Genomic DNA, 17,353 nt, shown 5'->3' on the forward strand with positions numbered 1-17,353 from the left:
CTCTACTATTGTATTTTTGAATTCCTCTGTGTATTGTTTTTGACCTCTTGCCATTATAAACACATCCTTCTCTTATTTATATTTTAATGTGTTCGGCTTTTCGTGTCTACAGTATTATACTAACACCAATTAATGGGTTAAATGTTTGCTAATGTATTAACAGTAACCATGAGAATAAAACTGATTCCACCTTTAGCAGCTATCTACCTTTTTTCTATATTACTATCCCATCACAATGATCTACTTCATGTTGAATAATTTGAGCAATCCATCCTGAGTATTTTCCCCTTTGCTTCTTAAATCTCGAATCAAAATACTCTACTTCTATCTCTTTGAATCTATTAGTTTTTCTAACACCTATAAGTGAAAGACATCCTTCTTCTGTTTCATATTGACCCGATTTATTTACTATCCTAGGATTAATCATCGGAACGTTCATATCCCCCATACTGATCACAATAATTCTTTTTTTGACACCAATCATATTAGCTGCCATTCCTACACAGCCTTCTCTATTTGCTTTAAGCGTATCAAGCAAATCCTGTATCACCTGAGCATCTGCTTTTGTAGCAAGTTCTGATTTTTGATTAAGAAAGAATATGTCTTTCATAATTGATCTAACCATATGTTATCTCCTTTAATATTTGTCTTTTTTATTATGTTCTATTCTATACCTACCCACATATTAATACGTGGTCGTAGTAAAAGCTATAAGTTTTTACTTTCTACTATATAATAAAAAATGCTTCCAGATAAAATGATGGCTATGTCCCCCGAAGTTTCAAGATATTTTACTCGTACATCTCAAATTGTGTATGATGTTTTGTGAAAAAGTCTACTTTAGGTTCTAAAAACTTTAAGTTATGCTTATCAACATCTTCTATGAATGCATTATAATCCTCAAAGATGTAGGTCCAATCCCAAATTTTTTCATTTAAATTCATAAACTCCCTTATCTTTTCACAACCTATAGGTGCAAATGAATGCAATAAGGTTATTGCTACTCTTATGGCATAGAAACTATCCATCAATAGTTGACTTCTTAATTCTTCATTTTGGTCTTTATCTACAAGCTTACTACTATTCACCCAATTTTTATTAGCAGTTCTAATATAATCATCTAATATATCCGTTAGTCTATGGAAATCATGCTTATACATCTTAATCTCAAAATCAAGTATTGCCTCTTTAGATTTTTCTATAACAGAAAGGCTAATTGTTCCCTTAGGTATCTTACTTTCATAATATTTTTGTGCTGTATAAAAACATGAACGAACTAACTTATTTAAAATATTCGTCAATAAATTGCCTTCCTTTAGAACCATATCTATACCTTCATAAAAGGTATTGTCTCCCATTTTCTTTGGTTTAAAGCTTGCACCTTTATTTGCGAGTCCTAAACTTATAAAATGCATTCTAAGTTGTTCAGGAGTATAATAATCTAGTAGTTCTGAAGCACTAGGAGGTTTAATATTACTGCTACTACTTGCCTTTTTATCCATAAATAATAAATGATTGTTAGCTATAATATGTGGCAACTGAAATTCACCTTCCTTTGGATCTATTACTGGATCATTGTTTTGTAGAGCCATAAATAAGGCTGATTCTGCTATGCTATAAAAATAAATATTGTCTTCTCCTATAAACTGAAACACTTTACTATCTTTAGACTTCCACCAAGATTCCCATTGATTTTCAGGATTAGGCACAGTTTCTAAATAAGCTTTAGTAAAGGAAATTGGTGCCCACAAGGACTCAGGCCATACCCAAAAGGTTGCCCCTGACATGCCTTCCGCCTCAGGAACTGGAACTCCCCATTCAATATTACCTGAAATTCGAAACGGAACTAAGGCTTTTCCCGTTCTAAACTTTAAGCCATTTTGTGATAATATAGTTCTTGATTTCTCTCTTAATTCAAAGTTTTCAAAAACTATAACTATGGAATTTTTGCCTTCATCCACTACAGTATGCTTTGGCAATTTACTTTTCATGCCTTCAAATATATCCATCTGATTTCTAGTTATATAAATTACCGGTTTCTTTAAAAATTCACTTATTGTATTAATTAAATATTTTCTACTCTCACCCTTATCTTTTAAAAGCTCCAAATAATTTTTTAATTTTTCCGTCCAATTTTCCAACCTAAAATACCAATTTTCAATGGACTTTAATTTTGGGGTTTCTCCTGATAAAGCACTAATTGGATCAATTAATTCATTGGGCATATATTGATGACCTAATCCACACTCATCCGCATAAGCCTTTTCTGAGGAACAACCCTGCACAGGACATTTTCCTACAACTTGACGCCCATTTAGCAAAACATCAAATTTTTCATCATAAAATTGCTCCGAAAACATCTTATTTATATAACCTTTATTATATAAATCTTCAAACACCATTTTTGATACTTCTTTGTGTACTTCCCCAACTTTTCCAAGTGCTGAAGCCCCATATAAATCCAAACTTATTTGGTATGCATCCAATACTTCCTTTTGCTTTTCATGATAAAAACACACAAACTCCTCTATGTCTCCACTAAATAAATTCCCTTCTTTTGCTTTACGGTAACTTTCTAAAATAGGTGAACCATAACAATCAGTGCCCGATACAAAAATAACATTTTCACTACCTATTCTATCCCTCATAAATCTAGCAAATATATCAGCATGGACAAACACCCCACCAATATGACCAAAATGCAATGCCTTATTACCGTAAGGCATACCTGCTGTTATAACAGCTCTCTTTGGAAAAGTTGGCCTTTCTATAACCTTCTTATATTTCATTGAATCATTGTTAATCATTTAGACACCATCCTTTAATTATTAGTAAAAATAAAAAAAACTCCCACCCCCAAGATTCTACAATCTTAGGGACGAGAGCAATATTCGTGGTGCCACCCTAGTTTATTAATACGTTACCATATTAACCTTTTCGAGTACGGTAGAATTAATACATATACTCTAGTTCTATAACGTGAACATACGTCACTTCCTCCCCTTAAGAAAGATTCGGAGTGAAGCTCAAAGGCTTGTTTCAATAGACAATTCTTTGCTCCATTTCAGCTACAGGAGCTCTCTTTAAAAGAACTTATCTACTTACTCTTCTTATCACAGCAATTTCTATATTATTTTTACATTATATTACTTCATGAGATTAAAATCAATAGGAAAATTTTTGATTTTCGATCCTCTAGGTAGAGCCCTCATAACCACCTTTTCCCATGGGGTTCCTATTACTTGGTCCATGACAGCTATTGCTCCACGGTCATCCTTAGTTCTAATTAATCTGCCACAACCTTGTTTTAACTTCAATCCCATTTCAGGGTAATCAACGGTTATAAGTGGATTCATCCCCTCTTCTTCTGCTTCTTTGCGCCTCATTTCAATCAAAGGGTCTTGGGACGGAAAGGGAAGCTGCCAAACTACAACGAGAGATAAAGACTCCCCGGGCACATCAATTCCCTCCCAAAAGGTAGAACCTACTAATACAGATGTAACTTCCGCACGAAACTTTTGGACAAGGTATCCTCGCTCACCTTTATCCTCCCATAAAACTTCAAAAGGTAGCGCGTATCCACTAATTTCTTTTCTTATTTTCCTGACTTCCTTCAAAGAGCTCGCAAGTATCAGCGCTCTTCCTCCATTTTCTTTCAGCAACCATAGTAATTGTTTGATTTTGCGTGAAAACTCGGCACGGTCAGTAGCCTCAAATGATGGCTGATTTAAATAAACCACAACCTGCTGCTCAATATCAAATGGACTTCCAACCGTTGATATTGCTGGATCTTTTAAACCAAGAGTCCTCATAAGATAACCAAAATCCCCCTCATCACTTAAAGTTCCTGAAGTAAACACCACAGGCAATTTTTTTAAAAATAAATGTTTATCTAGCATATTGCTCAAATTCCGAGGAACTACCCAAAAGCTACCATCTGCCCTATCTACCCAAGTAATAACCTCTCTACCTTTATTCCTCCCAAACCTAGCCAAGGCTGTAATTGATAGTTCTATTTGAATTTCAAAGGTATGTAACGTGCTTTCTGGTATCGCGTCTATGTATAGTTCTTCCTCAATTTGTATCTCTAAGAGCAACCGATCTAGTGCCTTATGAAAAGTATCAGCTGCTTTCAGAAGTATATCATCGGTGCGAACCGCCAGACGCTCTGATTGCTCATCATCTATTACGTTTTGGTTAAGTTTTTTAAAAAAGTTAGAAGTGGCCTGGTCCAAGGCATTTGCAATTACAACCAGTGAAGTTCTTGATCCCTGGATTTCCTCTATGGAAAGGATAATATTATCAATATCCTCTTTATGAATTTGTCTTCCAGCACCCATGGCTGCCGGCAGTATGACTTTATGACCTTCATCAAAAATCACCATGGAGTAATCTGGAATCATAGGCATTTTACCGTCTGCAATTCTTTCATCCCTTGTCCACAGGTCCTGAAAAAAGATACTATGATCTGCAATAATTAAATCCTTGGAAGATCTGTAATGTTCCCTTACCTTAACAAGCTTACAAAAGCCCCTTCTGGGACAGGCATCACAGGGCATAGTATCATCCCATCCAATCTGTCTCCATACACTATCGGATATATTCGGCATTTCTGAGCGTTCACCTTTTGTAGTCCTGGCTAACCATTGATTAATCTCATCAGAGGCTGTCGCATCGCCAAACACTCCCCCTATTCCACTAACTCTCTCATCACAAACATACTGACGAGGATCCTTTGCCATTGGCGCATCTATTTCTAATCCCAATATTCGGGAAAGTGTTTGAATATCTCCCTTTGGCCCTGCCAGCTGTTCCTGAAGTGCTGTTGAGGCACATGCAATTACTACAGGTTTTCCGCTAAAACTAGCGTAGGCAATTGCAGTGAGTAAATAGGCGAAGGTCTTTCCGGTACCTACCTCAGCCTCAGCCAGATGAACTTTTTTATTACAAACTGCATCAGCAAGCTGAAAAGCAGTATATATTTGCTCATCACGTATCTCATATCCGTGTTTCGGAAGAATATCGTAAAAAACATCGCCAATCCAATCCATCAATTTACTTGGAAATTCTTTTTTTGTTTTATAATCAAAAGGGAGCCCTATTTTCTTATGCAAAATTTTATCCTCCTGTTATGCTATGGAATACCATAGAAAATATTATTCGAAAAATCACTGTAAGTTATGTACATGCACATAGTTTTTCTTTATATACTAAAGATAAACACCCTTACATTCTAAACTTTTTCAATAAGTATTATAACATTAACAACGGAGAAAAAAAAATAAGGTAACTGTGACTTGGAAAAAACATCAATTCCACTTCCAATTAAGTTCTGTTGTATGTACAAATTTTTATAGAACAAGTTGAAAAAGAAGGAGTAATTATTTATGAGAAACCTTGATTTTAAGTATATGAATTTGAAAAAGGCATATGAAAACAATATTATATCAGATGAATTAGTATGGATTAATTTATTAGAAGATAGAACTTCTACATCACATATTTATAATGAAAGTTAGAATTGTTAATCTAGGTAGATGTGGTATCTGAAAGATGCTTGTGAAAGCTCCGAAAAAAGGCATGTTTTTTTAATCTTATATCAGCAGCATGAAAAAAGCACCCTATATTAGGCTGCTTTTATAACACTCTACTTTACTAAATAGAATAATAAATCAAAAATGAAAGCTTTGCAACAATTTCTTGTAGAAAATTCAGTCATACAAGCTCTTAATTTTAACGACTTTCCTTCTTAAATGTCGTTAAAAAGGTATATACAAATTTTATAATTTCCTATAAAGTAAAAAATACTAGATAATCTAGTATTAACAATTTTCTATTCTGCGGTATATACGCGCAACGCTATCATATTTTTAATTAAAGTTTATACTATTACTATATCCAAAAAACTCTGACTTGTCAAGATAAATTTAGCATTTTTACAAAATAATGAGATTATATAACCTCTATAGGTTTTAGAGTTCTATACCTTCTTACAGTGATTTTACATTTTCACTCTAATCTAATAAAATTATATTTACCGGAATCTGTCTTCGATTAAAAATCAAACAAAACTTTAGGAGGTGAGGCTCCCATGCCTGCATACAATCATGCTAATTATAATGAAGAGCTTGAAAAACTAGACTATATCAAGAATTATTTAAGAAACTATAACGAGAAAATATCGGGCCATAAACTAAAAATTGATAAAGAGGTAGATTATGGTAAAAGTCATTATAACTCAGATAACGCAGAACAGTTTAATGAATTAATAATAAACACAGCACTTCAGGATAGTATGAGTAAAAAGCTCAAAGATGTTACAAAAGGTCTTTCTAAACCTTACTTTGCAAGGGTAGACTTTAATGAAGAAAATAGCAATAAACAAGGAAAATATTATATAGGGAAGATGTCCCTTATGAGAGAAGAGGACCACGAACTTATAATATTAGATTGGAGAGCGCCACTTGCTTCTTTATATTATGAAGGTAGGCTTGGAAATGCATCATATACCTGTCTTGATGGTGAAATAAAAGGAGATATAAAATTAAAAAGACAGTACACCATAGAAAAAGGTGAGCTTAAAGAAATTTTTGATGTAGATATAACAACAAATGATGATTTCCTTCAAGCAGCCCTGGGCTCGAATAAGGATAACAGATTAAAAGACATAGTATCCACAATACAATCAGAGCAAAACAGAGTTATAAGAGCTGATATGTGGAACCCACTTATAGTTCAAGGTGCAGCTGGAGGAGGAAAAACCACTATCGCACTACACAGAATAGCCTATCTAATGTATACTCACGAAAAAACTATAAGGCCCAAGGATTTCATGATAATAGCTCCAAATAGATTCTTTCTAAGCTACATTTCCGATGTTTTACCAGAGCTCGGAGTTGAAAATGTAACTCAAACTACCTTTGAGGATTTAGCCTTTGAAGTAATAGGTAAAAAACTAAAGTTAAATGAGCCTTATGAAAAACTCTCAACAATAATAGAAAACTATTCATCAAAGGATTCAAAACGCTCTAATAATTTAATTAAATCCTCCACTTTTAAATCCTCTTTAGAGTTTAAAGATATGCTTGAAAAATATATAAACCTTTTAGAAAATAATTTTATCCCTAAAATAGATTTTAAAATTCATGACTTCGTACTCTTTTCTTATAAAGAGCTTAACAGACAATTTTTGTATGAGTACAGTAATTTACCATTTATGAAGCGCATCAATGAGATAAAGAAAAGCTTAGTAAATAAAGTTAAATATGAAAAAAATAAAATACTGGATCATGTTGAATATCAATATGATATAAAATTAAATACTGTGCGAGACCAAATGCCTGATTGTCCTAAAAGGCGCGAAAAAATAATATTTCTTGCAGATGAACGTGATAATTTGCTTTTGAATATAAAAAAAGGTCTTAAAACCATGATAAGAGATTACATCTCTAAAATAACCACAAGTTCCGTACTAGACTACTATACTGATTTCTTAAGCTCCTTAGAAAAGTTCACTGAAAATACTTCTTTAAATGAAACTATGAAATATTTAAAAGATTACTCTCTTAATAACCTTTTAGATAAAACTGTAGAAATGGAGGATTTATCCCCCCTAATGTACCTTAAGCTTTCCATCTTCGGACTTGAGGATAAGATCTCTTTAAAACATGTAGTTATAGATGAAGCTCAAGATTTTAGCTTATTTCAGCTTTTCATACTTGAAAAAATAATAAACAGCGGATCTTTTACTATCTTAGGGGACTTATGTCAAGGAATATACAGTTACCGTGGAATAAATGACTGGAATGATATATCAAAATATATATTTGCACAGAACTCTTCAACTCATCTTTCCTTAGAACAAAGTTACAGAACTACCGTAGAAATAATGAATGCAGCAAGCTCAGTTATTGGAAGTCTTAATGACCCTCGTCTTCCAAAAGCTAAACCTGTGATACGTCATGGTGATGAAGTAACAGTTTATGAAAAAAACTCTTTAAAAGAAATTGCTGCTGATATAGAAAATAGAATCATTGAAATGAAGGAGGAAAACTATAAATCAATGGCTATAATTTGTAAAACACTAAAGGAATGTCTTGAACTGAAAAAATTATTAAAACAAGACAAAAATATATCAGTAATAACAGGTAAAGAAAAAGATTATTCTGGAGGAGTAGTAATTATTCCTTCTTACCTAGTAAAGGGACTTGAATTTGACATAGTAATAGTGGCTAATGCTTCAAAAGAAAATTATACCGAAAGGGATTTAGACGTAAAACTTCTATATGTAGCTATGACAAGACCACTTCACAAGCTTTATATTTATTCTGTGGGAGATAAATCAAAAATGCTATCCTTTTGACGCTCCTTGATGTACTAACAAAAGTTAATGGGGAAGAAAAGTAAGTAGAAAGAGGATAATCCGCTAGAATGCATTATTTATGGCATTTTAGCGGATTATTTTCTCACAGAAGGTTCTCCTAGCTTTCCTGCTTATTAACTACCCAATGGCAATATTATTCCAGAGTATGATTTGTTGCACCTGAAAATGAAGAGACATCTGACAAACTTCAATTACTATAGTAAAATAAATATGAAACTTAAAATCAAAATAATTTATATGCAAAGGAAGTATACAATGAGAGAAAATATAAAAATGCGATATCCAAGATATCTTAAAGAATTTAAATGTATAGGTGGGAAATGCACAGATAGCTGTTGTATTGGATGGGATATAGATATTGATGAGGTCACCTTCAGGCAGTATTATAAAGTTCAAGACAAAGAAATGAAGCTCATGTTACAGAAAAATGTACATATTAATGATTATTACCTAAGCCCTGATGTAGATTATGGAAAAATAAAATTAAAAAGTGGGAAACGGTGTGCCTTTTTAGATGAAGAAAATTACTGTATAATTCATTCTAAAATTGGAGAGAAATATCTTTCAAGTGTTTGCACATCTTTTCCTAGAATAACAAATAAAGTAGATAGGTATTATGAAATATCCCTTGATGTAGCATGCCCCGAAGCTGCAAGAGTTCTTTTATTAAAAGAAGAAGGAATTGAATTTACGGAAAGTTACGAGCATTTAGGAAAACATATATTATCAAGTGATATTGAAACTACATCTACAGAATATAATAACTCACCCCTTAAATATTTTAAAGAAATTAGAGATTTGAGTATTAAAATAATACAAAACAGAGAATTTAATTTAAGTGAAAGACTGTACATATTAGGTGATTTTATAAATACAGTAGAAAAAGAACTTAAACATAAGTTTAATGATGTACCTACATTTATTAAACAATATAATATGAATTCAGTTAATGATTCTTATGAAAAAAATCAATCAAGTTATATTATGCAGATGGATTTTTTCAAAAAGATGATGGGTTTCTTAAATGTATCTAAAGAAGTTGAAAGTCCTTCTTTTAAGGAATATACTAAGCAAATTATAAGTGGATTCAAGTTTGATGAAGGAGAAGACATTATCAAATACTCTGAATTGCATGTAAAAGCATTTGAATATTATACTGAAAATTTTATAAATAATAATAGCTATATTTTCGAAAATTATTTAGTGAATTTTATGTATAACTACATGTTCCCATTTAATGAATCGGAATCAATATTTGATGGATATATTTTGCTTTTAGTAAGATACTCATTTATTAGATTTTATTTAGTTGGGAAATATCTATGTAATAAGAAAGATAACAAAAAAGATATGGTTGAATTTATCCAGTCTTTCTCAAAGACCATAGAACATCATACAACATATTTAGTTGATTCGCTAAATTATATAAAAGAAAATAAATTGGATAATATGGAATTTGCTAAAAAACTTCTATAAAAAATACCTATAGGCTAAACACTTTTTTAAAAATGTCCAGTCTATAGTTACCATTATAAACACAAACTTCCAGTTTATGTCATGACCTCGGGGGACGTTACAATAACTGGAAGTTATTGTTTGCTATTGAGTAATAAAAGCAAAAGGATTAAAGCATTAATGCCTTAATCCTTTTCTTTTCATTTACGGGTATCTGTGTAACCTATATTAATAGTTAATTTTTCTTATTTATCGCTTAAAGCTTTTTTAAGGGCTTTAATTTCATCTTGGTGTATTTGCTTACTTTTGCTATCTCTTTTCTTATCATCTATAACTAATTGGGCCTGTAAGGTTTTAATTTGTCGCTTTATTTCGTCTTTATCTTTTGGAATTTCTAATTTTGACATATATTTGACCTCCTTTAAATAATCTTATATATATCTATTCTGCATTTGAAAGTTATTTCCTTGTAAATAGTCATTTTTTATTAGATAAATATAATAAGTAATTAATTAAAGTGAACTACTCATATTTTATATATCATATTTCCTAGTGTCTGAGATCCACAAGTGATTTGAGTCCACCATAATAACTTGGGTGAATGAAGCAACTTTTTCAATATCCAAGTCATCATCGAAACATTTTATTCACTCACTATTATGTCACGACCTCTTGGGACGTAACAATAGAAAGTAAAAACTTCCAGTTTTTACTATGACCTCGGGGAATACGTTATGGCTTCTTAAACAGTACAACTCCGCTACCCATAAAAGTAATTGTATCATCTTGAATATAAGCCGCACAACCATCCGGCAATGCGATTGTGCCATATGACTGCGCTGAATACTCTTGAATCCTATTTCGTTTATAGTTTGTATTATCATAATCCCCATTCCCATAATGACAACAAATGTTAAAACCTTTTACCAAATTTAGTCCTGTTGAATCTTCAAAGCCAATAGTGTTTTCACTATCATAGGTTGTACTCGTTATATCTTCACTAAAAATAATGCTTCCTGCTGATAAGCCATATACAAATCCACCTCGATTTATAAAATCAATGAGCTTTTTATCAAATCCACTCTCTTTTATTTCCTTCAAAAGCTTAAAAGTGTTGCCACCTCCGATATATATTGCGGTGTATATATCGCTTATAACTGCTTTGTTCAGGTCAATGCACATTTCTATATTGAAAATTCCATATTTATTATAAGTGCGTTTGAACCATTCAAAGCGTTGGTCGTAATTAGTTTCTTTATCAGCGACTGGTACATATAATACTGTTCGACTTAAATCAATTTGAGAAGCAAAAAATTCGTCAAGTGTGACAACGCCTTCGGCGTTGCCTCCTGATAATAATAATTTCATTTCGTATCCCTCCACAAATATAAATTAACTAAATTAACCACTCAAACCAATCATCAAATGATTATTGAGATTATATACATAATAAACTGCAAGAAATTACAAGTCAACAACTTTTACATAGTCTTGAAATTGTGACTTTACGGTGTTTTTAACTCCCAATGCCAACGGCCACACAAACCGTAACCTCAGTCCGTGTGCTACGTTTACCATAACCCTTATTCTCTCTATCGAATGAATAAAACTCACATAAATGCCTAAATTCCGCCACTTTCAAGAGTACATTCGACATAGTCCTACCACGCACTCTACGTGGCCCGAGTTGCCATTATTGATGTCAGGGTTCTCGGGAACATATCAATCAAAATATGGATTCATCACATAGCCCGCTGGATATGCCTCGATATAGTCCTCAAGCGGTGGAAAGTGTGAAAGCACATTATCTACAAAATCATAAAGATGATCAATATCATCCAAAAATTCCTGTGGAGTTCCAATATCTCTGTATCTGAACGAATGAATTGCATTCCTTTTATGCTGTACCGATGGGCTCTCCCTTTTCAAAGTGCCCCGAACGTTTAATCGTTCCATCCGGTCGATACCATTCCCAATAAGCATCAGGCTGATCATTTACCATCTTGCCCTTAGACCAAATAGTGGACCCATTTGCATGGTATTTAATCTTATACCCATCAATAACATCCAATTTCTTTTCTTTAACGCCGTTAGGATGAATCAGGTCACATTTTTCATTGTCCATAGCTTAAATTGCTCCTATTCTGATAATCATTTTACTAATATTTTCTCATATTATTCCCATTCATTTTTAATTACTCATACATGCTGTTCCACAGACTTTATAAAGACTTACTTATATTCTTAGCAAATTCGCTATGCTTCGCCCATTTATTTACAAAGACCTCGAGGAATATGAACACATACATAACTCCCTGTAATTATTTAAACTTCTATAACCTATAATTCTACATTAATTTCCAATTACCTCTAAATACAGTAACATTTCTGTAAATTAATACAAATCAATTGTTCCAATCAATTAGAGAAATCATACCATAAATTTCTGTATGAAATAAGCTTTTTAAGTTACATATAAATTACTTTTAATTGCAAACATAACTCGGAACTTCTCACTCTAAATTCTCATCAAATATCACATTTTTCCTAGTTGTCGCTCTATTGCCTTTTTATAGGTTGCCGGTGCGACCTCGTAGGAGATAACTGTAAGTTATTTTCATTAATTGTATACAACTGGTATATTTTTTTATTAGAAAGGAGAACAATGATTCAAGCAGATCAGCGTAAAGAATGGAGTCTATTATTTTATAAAAATGATTTCCAATCACCTCTTACTAAAGAAGAAGCCGGTGGGATTGCTGCAGCACACCTTGATTTTTCGTTTAAAGAAAAAGGTATTAAAGGTCATTTTAATATGGTATATGAACCAGAGCTAGAGTTGCCTGAGCATATGCTTCATCTTAGGATATACAATATAGTGAAAATCACAAGGAAACGAGGAGATGTTAAAAATGTCAAGATACGTACATGTATGCTCCAAAGCGAAGAGAATCCGACAACACCAGCAATTGCAGAAGTCATACTGCTATTTATAAATAGAGACAATCCAATTAGTGATACTCCTGCAACTAAAAAAACAGGCCACACTTTTTTACCAAGGTAGTATTCTGTTTTTATTACTATTGGATGAAAAATACCGATTATTGCGAAAGCAATTATTCCTATTGTTATACCTTGAAAATTCATAATCATACCTCCTTTTTAAAAAATTCTATATATATAATATTATAACGTATATGGATATTATTATAAATATTATTTACAGGCTATTTAATTTCTCTTGTAATCTTCTCAAATAGTCTAAGTTAAATTAGCAAACATAAACTTCCAGTTTATGTCACGACCTCGGGGGACGTTACAATAACTGGAAGCTATTGTTTGCTTTTTAAAGAAATTTCCTGATTATTTTATTTAATAATATTCTTCAACATCAAAACGGTCTGCATTCATTATCTTATTCCATGCAGCTACAAAATCTTGTATGAACTTTTCCTCATTGCCATTCGATGCATATACCTCAGCAACTGCGCGAAGTTGCGAGTTTGATCCAAATATAAGATCAACTCTTGTTGCTGTCCATTTCCTCATCCCTGTTTCTCTATCAAAACCTATAAATTTTTCTGTGCATTCAGGTAACACCTTCCACTGGGTATTAATATCAAGAAGGTTTACAAAAAAATCATTTGTAAGACATTCTTCCCTCTCTGTAAACACGCCATCCTTTGATTGTTTATAATTAGTGTTTAACACACGCATACCACCAATTAATACTGTCATTTCTGGAATAGTTAGTGTTAATAATTGTGCTCTATCAATTAACATTTCTTCTGATGTTACTGCATATTTATCTTTTATATAATTTCTAAATCCATCTGCCTTAGGTTCAAGTACACTAAATGCATTTATATCTGTTTCCTCTTGGGTTGCATCAGTTCGTCCTGGAGTAAAAGGAACAGTACTATTGTACCCTGCATTTTTTGCAGCTTGTTCAATACCAACACATCCACCTAATACAATAATATCAGCTAAAGAAACGTTCTTCTCCTTTGAATGTGACCTATTAAAACTCATTTGAATTCTTTCTAGGGTATTTAAAACCTTGCTGAGCCTTTCCGGCTCATTAATTTGCCATTGCCTTTGCGGCTTTAGGCGTATTCTCGCCCCATTTGCCCCTCCACGCTTATCTGAACCACGAAATGTTGATGCAGATTCCCAAGCTGTTGTAATAAGTTCTGATATTGGCAAGTCTGAATCTAAAATCTTTTTCTTAAGCTCTAAAATATTCTTGTTATTAATCAATTTATAGTTAATTTTTGGCACTGGATCTTGCCAAATAAAGCTTTCTGTTGGAACTTCTGGTCCGAGATATCTTGATATTGGTCCCATATCTCTATGGGTTAATTTAAACCAAGCTTTGGCAAAATCCTCAGCAAATTTTTCTGGATTTCCTAGATAATTCATTGCTATCGATTTGTAAATAGGATCATAAATAAGTGCTAAATCTGCTGTGGTCATCATAGGTCTATGCTTTATTAATGGATCATAGGCATCAACTACCATATCCTCTTCATCTACATCTTTAGCTAACCATTGGTATGCTCCTGCAGGACTTTTGACTAATTCCCACTCATATTTAAATAATGTTTTTAAGTAACCCATTGTCCACTTTATAGGTTCTGCTTTCCATGCACCTTCAAGCCCACTACTTATAGTATCTGGGCCCTTACCAGTTTTATAGCTATTTTGCCACCCCAATCCTTGCTGCTGAATAGGTGCAGCTTCTGGCGCTGGTCCAACATTTGAAGGTGATGCAGCACCATGACATTTACCAAAAGTATGTCCACCTGCAACAAGAGCAACAGTTTCCTCATCATTCATTGCCATACGAGAGAATGTTTCCCTTACATCACTAGCTGATGCCTTAGGGTCAGGATTTCCATTTGGTCCCTCTGGATTTACATAAATTAAGCCCATTTGTACAGCAGCAAGAGGATTTTCAAGTTCTTTATCATCTTTATTACGCTCATCCCCAAGCCATTCTTTTTCACTACCCCAGTAAATATCCTCCTGTGGTTCCCAAACATCCACTCTACCACCACCAAAACCAATTGTCTTGAGTCCCATAGATTCTAATGCGCAGTTACCTGTCAATATCATAAGGTCAGCCCAAGATATTTTATTTCCATATTTCTTTTTAATTGGCCAAAGTAAACGACGTGCTTTATCTAAACTTATATTATCTGGCCAGCTATTAAGTGGTGGAAAACGTTGCAATCCTTGCCCTCCACCTCCTCTACCATCACCAACTCTATAAGTTCCAGCACTATGCCAAGCCATACGAATAAAAAATGGTCCATAGTGACCATAATCAGCAGGCCACCATTCCTTAGAATCTGTCATCAAGTTATATAAATCATTCTTTAGTTCATAATAATCTAATTTCTTAAATTCCTGCGCATAGTTAAAACCTTTAGACATAGGATTGCTTAGTTCTGAGTTTTGACGAAGAACATTAAGCTTAAGCTGCTTTGGCCACCAATACTCATTAGTTGTTCCCCCACCTGCAACTCCTTTGCTTGTTCTTCCTGTCATTGGACATTTCCCTTCTAACATAACACTATCCTCCTCACCCTTCTTCTTTACCTACCTGCACACCTACTTAATCTATATATACACAAAGGTAATGTAGCCTATCTTATATAAATACTATTACTGTAAATTATATAAATATATAACTAGTAATATGAGTGAATTGATAAACAATATTGGGTAAGTTATCTGATTTGATTAGTAATTATTACACTTGTTTATTATGTAGTTATAAACTATTGCGTCTTCTTCAGTAATACCAACCTGTCCATTTATTCTGACTAAATGCTCATTAATTTCTTCATTTATCAAATCCTTGACCAAGAAGCCATCCACCTCTTAGGTGGTGGTACTTCAGAATAATAATAGTAATACCTATTGACATTAGAGCTAGTCCAAGGTTCATTATTTACTTAGATGAATTTTAATGATTCTATCAATAAATATTACAAAAGGGGAATACAATCATGAGCGGATATAACGCAGTATTAGCAAGAAATACGGAAAATGCTCCAAAAGGTATCGGTCCATATTCACAAACTGTAGCTTTCTCTCATTACAATAATCTTTCAGCTCAATTACCTATCGATCCCAAATCCGGTAAATTGGTAGCTGGTGGTGTAAAAGAGCAGGCGAAGCAGTGCTTTAAAAATATCAAGGCAATTCTAGACAGCATCGACCATGTTATGAGCGATGTTGTTAGAATCACTGTATTCGTTAAGAATATCAAAGATATTGATGCTGTAGACGAAGTTTATAAAACATTCTTTACAACCTATGTTCCTACAAGGACGATAGTCGCAGTTGCAGCTTTGCCTATGGATGCTTTGGTGCAAATTGAAGCACTTGTTTCAAACGGTGAAGGTACAATTCCAAACGCACCACAAGCAGGGGACCTCATAAAGCTTACAAATAACACGGCAAATGCGCCAACAAGTCCTCTATCTACGCAAACTGTAGCTTTCTCTCATTACAATAATATTTCAGCTCAATTACCTATTGATCCAAAATGTGGTAAATTGGTAACTGGTGGTGTAAAAGAGCAAGCTGGACAGTGCTTAAAGAATATCAAGGCAATTTTAGAAAGTATCGACGTTCCTTTTGACGATATTGTCAAAATTAATATCTTCCTTAAAAACCTCTCGGATATTGAAGCCGTAAACGAAGTTTATACAACATTTTTCCCAGACTCAGCTATTGCCAGGGCCGTAGCCTATGTCCCTGCACGAACAATAGTTGCAGCTTCAGCGCTACCTATGGATGCTTTGGTACAAATTGAAGCAGTGGTGTCACACGGAGATGGTACACCTCCACAAGCTGTTGAAGACAGGCATGGACTCATCATAGATGCAAACAATACGGAAAATGCACCAAAAAATTCTCTATATACACAAACTGTAGCTTTTTCTCATTACAATCATCTTTCAGCTCAATTACCTTTAGACCCAAAAACTGGTGAAATGGTAGCTGGTGGTGTAAAAGAGCAGGCAAGGCAGTGCTTAAATAATATCAAGGCAATTATAGAAAGTATCGACCACGTTATGGACGATGTTGTTAAAGTAAATATCTTCCTTAAAAATATCGCAGATATTGATGCTGTAGACGAAGTTTACACAACTTTCTTCCCAAGCGGTGTTCCTGCACGAAGAACAGTTGGCGTATCAGCTTTACCTAAAGATGCTTTAGTCCAAATCGATGTAGTTGTATCAAACGCTGAAGGAACACCTCCAAGAGTATAACAGGCATTTGTTTGTAAATACAGGAACTATCAAAGTTACTTGTTAATGCCGGCGGTTAATGCGAAATCATAAAAAAAGGGAGCTGAAAAAGTTTTTCAGCTCCCTTTTTTTTCAATGAATGTGAATATGGGGTACAGCCGACATGCATGTAAAAGTAGGCCACATACTGGAATCAATTAATATCATAGATTTCACATTTTTTTATGGTATGTCTCTCCACATTTTG

The 17,353-nt window shown here is 33.5% G+C and carries 13 protein-coding genes and 1 other annotated feature; of the genes, 4 read left to right on the forward strand and 9 right to left on the reverse strand.

What is annotated here, in order from left to right; all coding sequences use genetic code 11:
• Positions 1-214: 214 nt before the first annotated feature.
• The 3 genes from KPL50_RS21415 to KPL50_RS27745 all read right to left on the reverse strand — a co-directional run bounded on the left by KPL50_RS21415 (position 215) and on the right by KPL50_RS27745 (position 4,685).
• Positions 215-625: a peptide deformylase gene (locus tag KPL50_RS21415; protein ID WP_216300577.1), complete on the reverse strand. Its 411-nt coding sequence runs from the start codon at positions 623-625 to the stop codon at positions 215-217.
• A 166-nt stretch (positions 626-791) separates the two neighbouring features.
• Positions 792-2,807: a class I tRNA ligase family protein gene (locus KPL50_RS21420; RefSeq protein WP_253200751.1), complete on the reverse strand. Its 2,016-nt coding sequence runs from the start codon at positions 2,805-2,807 to the stop codon at positions 792-794.
• Between the two features lie 64 nt (positions 2,808-2,871).
• Positions 2,872-3,126 (reverse strand) — a binding site (T-box leader).
• Positions 3,127-3,146: 20 nt separating this feature from the next.
• On the reverse strand, positions 3,147-4,685 hold the full coding sequence (locus KPL50_RS27745; RefSeq protein ID WP_309245205.1) for an ATP-dependent DNA helicase: 1,539 nt from the start codon (positions 4,683-4,685) through the stop codon (positions 3,147-3,149).
• 702 nt (positions 4,686-5,387) lie between these two features.
• On the opposite strand from KPL50_RS27745, the gene KPL50_RS21430 reads away from it, so the two are divergent.
• The 3 genes from KPL50_RS21430 to fliB all read left to right on the forward strand — a co-directional run bounded on the left by KPL50_RS21430 (position 5,388) and on the right by fliB (position 9,859).
• The gene (locus tag KPL50_RS21430) at positions 5,388-5,519 is read left to right on the forward strand and encodes a nucleotidyltransferase substrate binding protein (protein WP_216300578.1); all 132 of its coding nucleotides are present in this window, start codon (positions 5,388-5,390) and stop codon (positions 5,517-5,519) included.
• A gap of 572 nt (positions 5,520-6,091) precedes the next feature.
• Positions 6,092-8,362 (forward strand): RNA polymerase recycling motor HelD, encoded by a 2,271-nt coding sequence (gene helD / locus KPL50_RS21435; protein ID WP_216300579.1) that lies wholly within the window; start codon positions 6,092-6,094, stop codon positions 8,360-8,362.
• Positions 8,363-8,638: 276 nt separating this feature from the next.
• Positions 8,639-9,859: a flagellin lysine-N-methylase gene (fliB, locus tag KPL50_RS21440; protein ID WP_216300580.1), complete on the forward strand. Its 1,221-nt coding sequence runs from the start codon at positions 8,639-8,641 to the stop codon at positions 9,857-9,859.
• Between the two features lie 224 nt (positions 9,860-10,083).
• Here fliB and KPL50_RS21445 read toward each other — a convergent pair whose 3' ends face one another.
• From KPL50_RS21445 to KPL50_RS27595, 6 genes are all read right to left on the reverse strand, one after another.
• A complete protein-coding gene (locus KPL50_RS21445; protein WP_185732826.1) occupies positions 10,084-10,245 on the reverse strand; it encodes a hypothetical protein in 162 nt (53 codons plus the stop codon).
• A 325-nt stretch (positions 10,246-10,570) separates the two neighbouring features.
• Complete coding sequence (locus KPL50_RS21450) at positions 10,571-11,221, reverse strand: Type 1 glutamine amidotransferase-like domain-containing protein (RefSeq protein ID WP_216300581.1); 651 nt, start codon at positions 11,219-11,221, stop codon at positions 10,571-10,573.
• Between the two features lie 514 nt (positions 11,222-11,735).
• Positions 11,736-11,963: a hypothetical protein gene (locus KPL50_RS21455; protein WP_216300582.1), complete on the reverse strand. Its 228-nt coding sequence runs from the start codon at positions 11,961-11,963 to the stop codon at positions 11,736-11,738.
• 731 nt (positions 11,964-12,694) lie between these two features.
• The gene (locus KPL50_RS21460; RefSeq protein WP_309245206.1) at positions 12,695-12,991 is read right to left on the reverse strand and encodes a DUF4491 family protein; all 297 of its coding nucleotides are present in this window, start codon (positions 12,989-12,991) and stop codon (positions 12,695-12,697) included.
• A gap of 219 nt (positions 12,992-13,210) precedes the next feature.
• Complete coding sequence (gene katG / locus KPL50_RS21465; protein ID WP_216300584.1) at positions 13,211-15,412, reverse strand: catalase/peroxidase HPI; 2,202 nt, start codon at positions 15,410-15,412, stop codon at positions 13,211-13,213.
• A 174-nt stretch (positions 15,413-15,586) separates the two neighbouring features.
• Entirely contained in the window at positions 15,587-15,712 is a 126-nt protein-coding gene (locus tag KPL50_RS27595) for a hypothetical protein (RefSeq protein WP_290443278.1), read from the reverse strand.
• Positions 15,713-15,855: 143 nt separating this feature from the next.
• Here KPL50_RS27595 and KPL50_RS21470 point away from each other — a divergent pair, with 143 nt between their 5' ends.
• Positions 15,856-17,127 (forward strand): RidA family protein, encoded by a 1,272-nt coding sequence (locus KPL50_RS21470; protein ID WP_216300585.1) that lies wholly within the window; start codon positions 15,856-15,858, stop codon positions 17,125-17,127.
• Positions 17,128-17,353 lie beyond the last annotated feature (226 nt).

Origin of the sequence: Clostridium sp. CF012 (assembly GCF_018861755.1) — a bacterium.
Classification (GTDB): domain Bacteria; phylum Bacillota; class Clostridia; order Clostridiales; family Clostridiaceae; genus Clostridium_AD.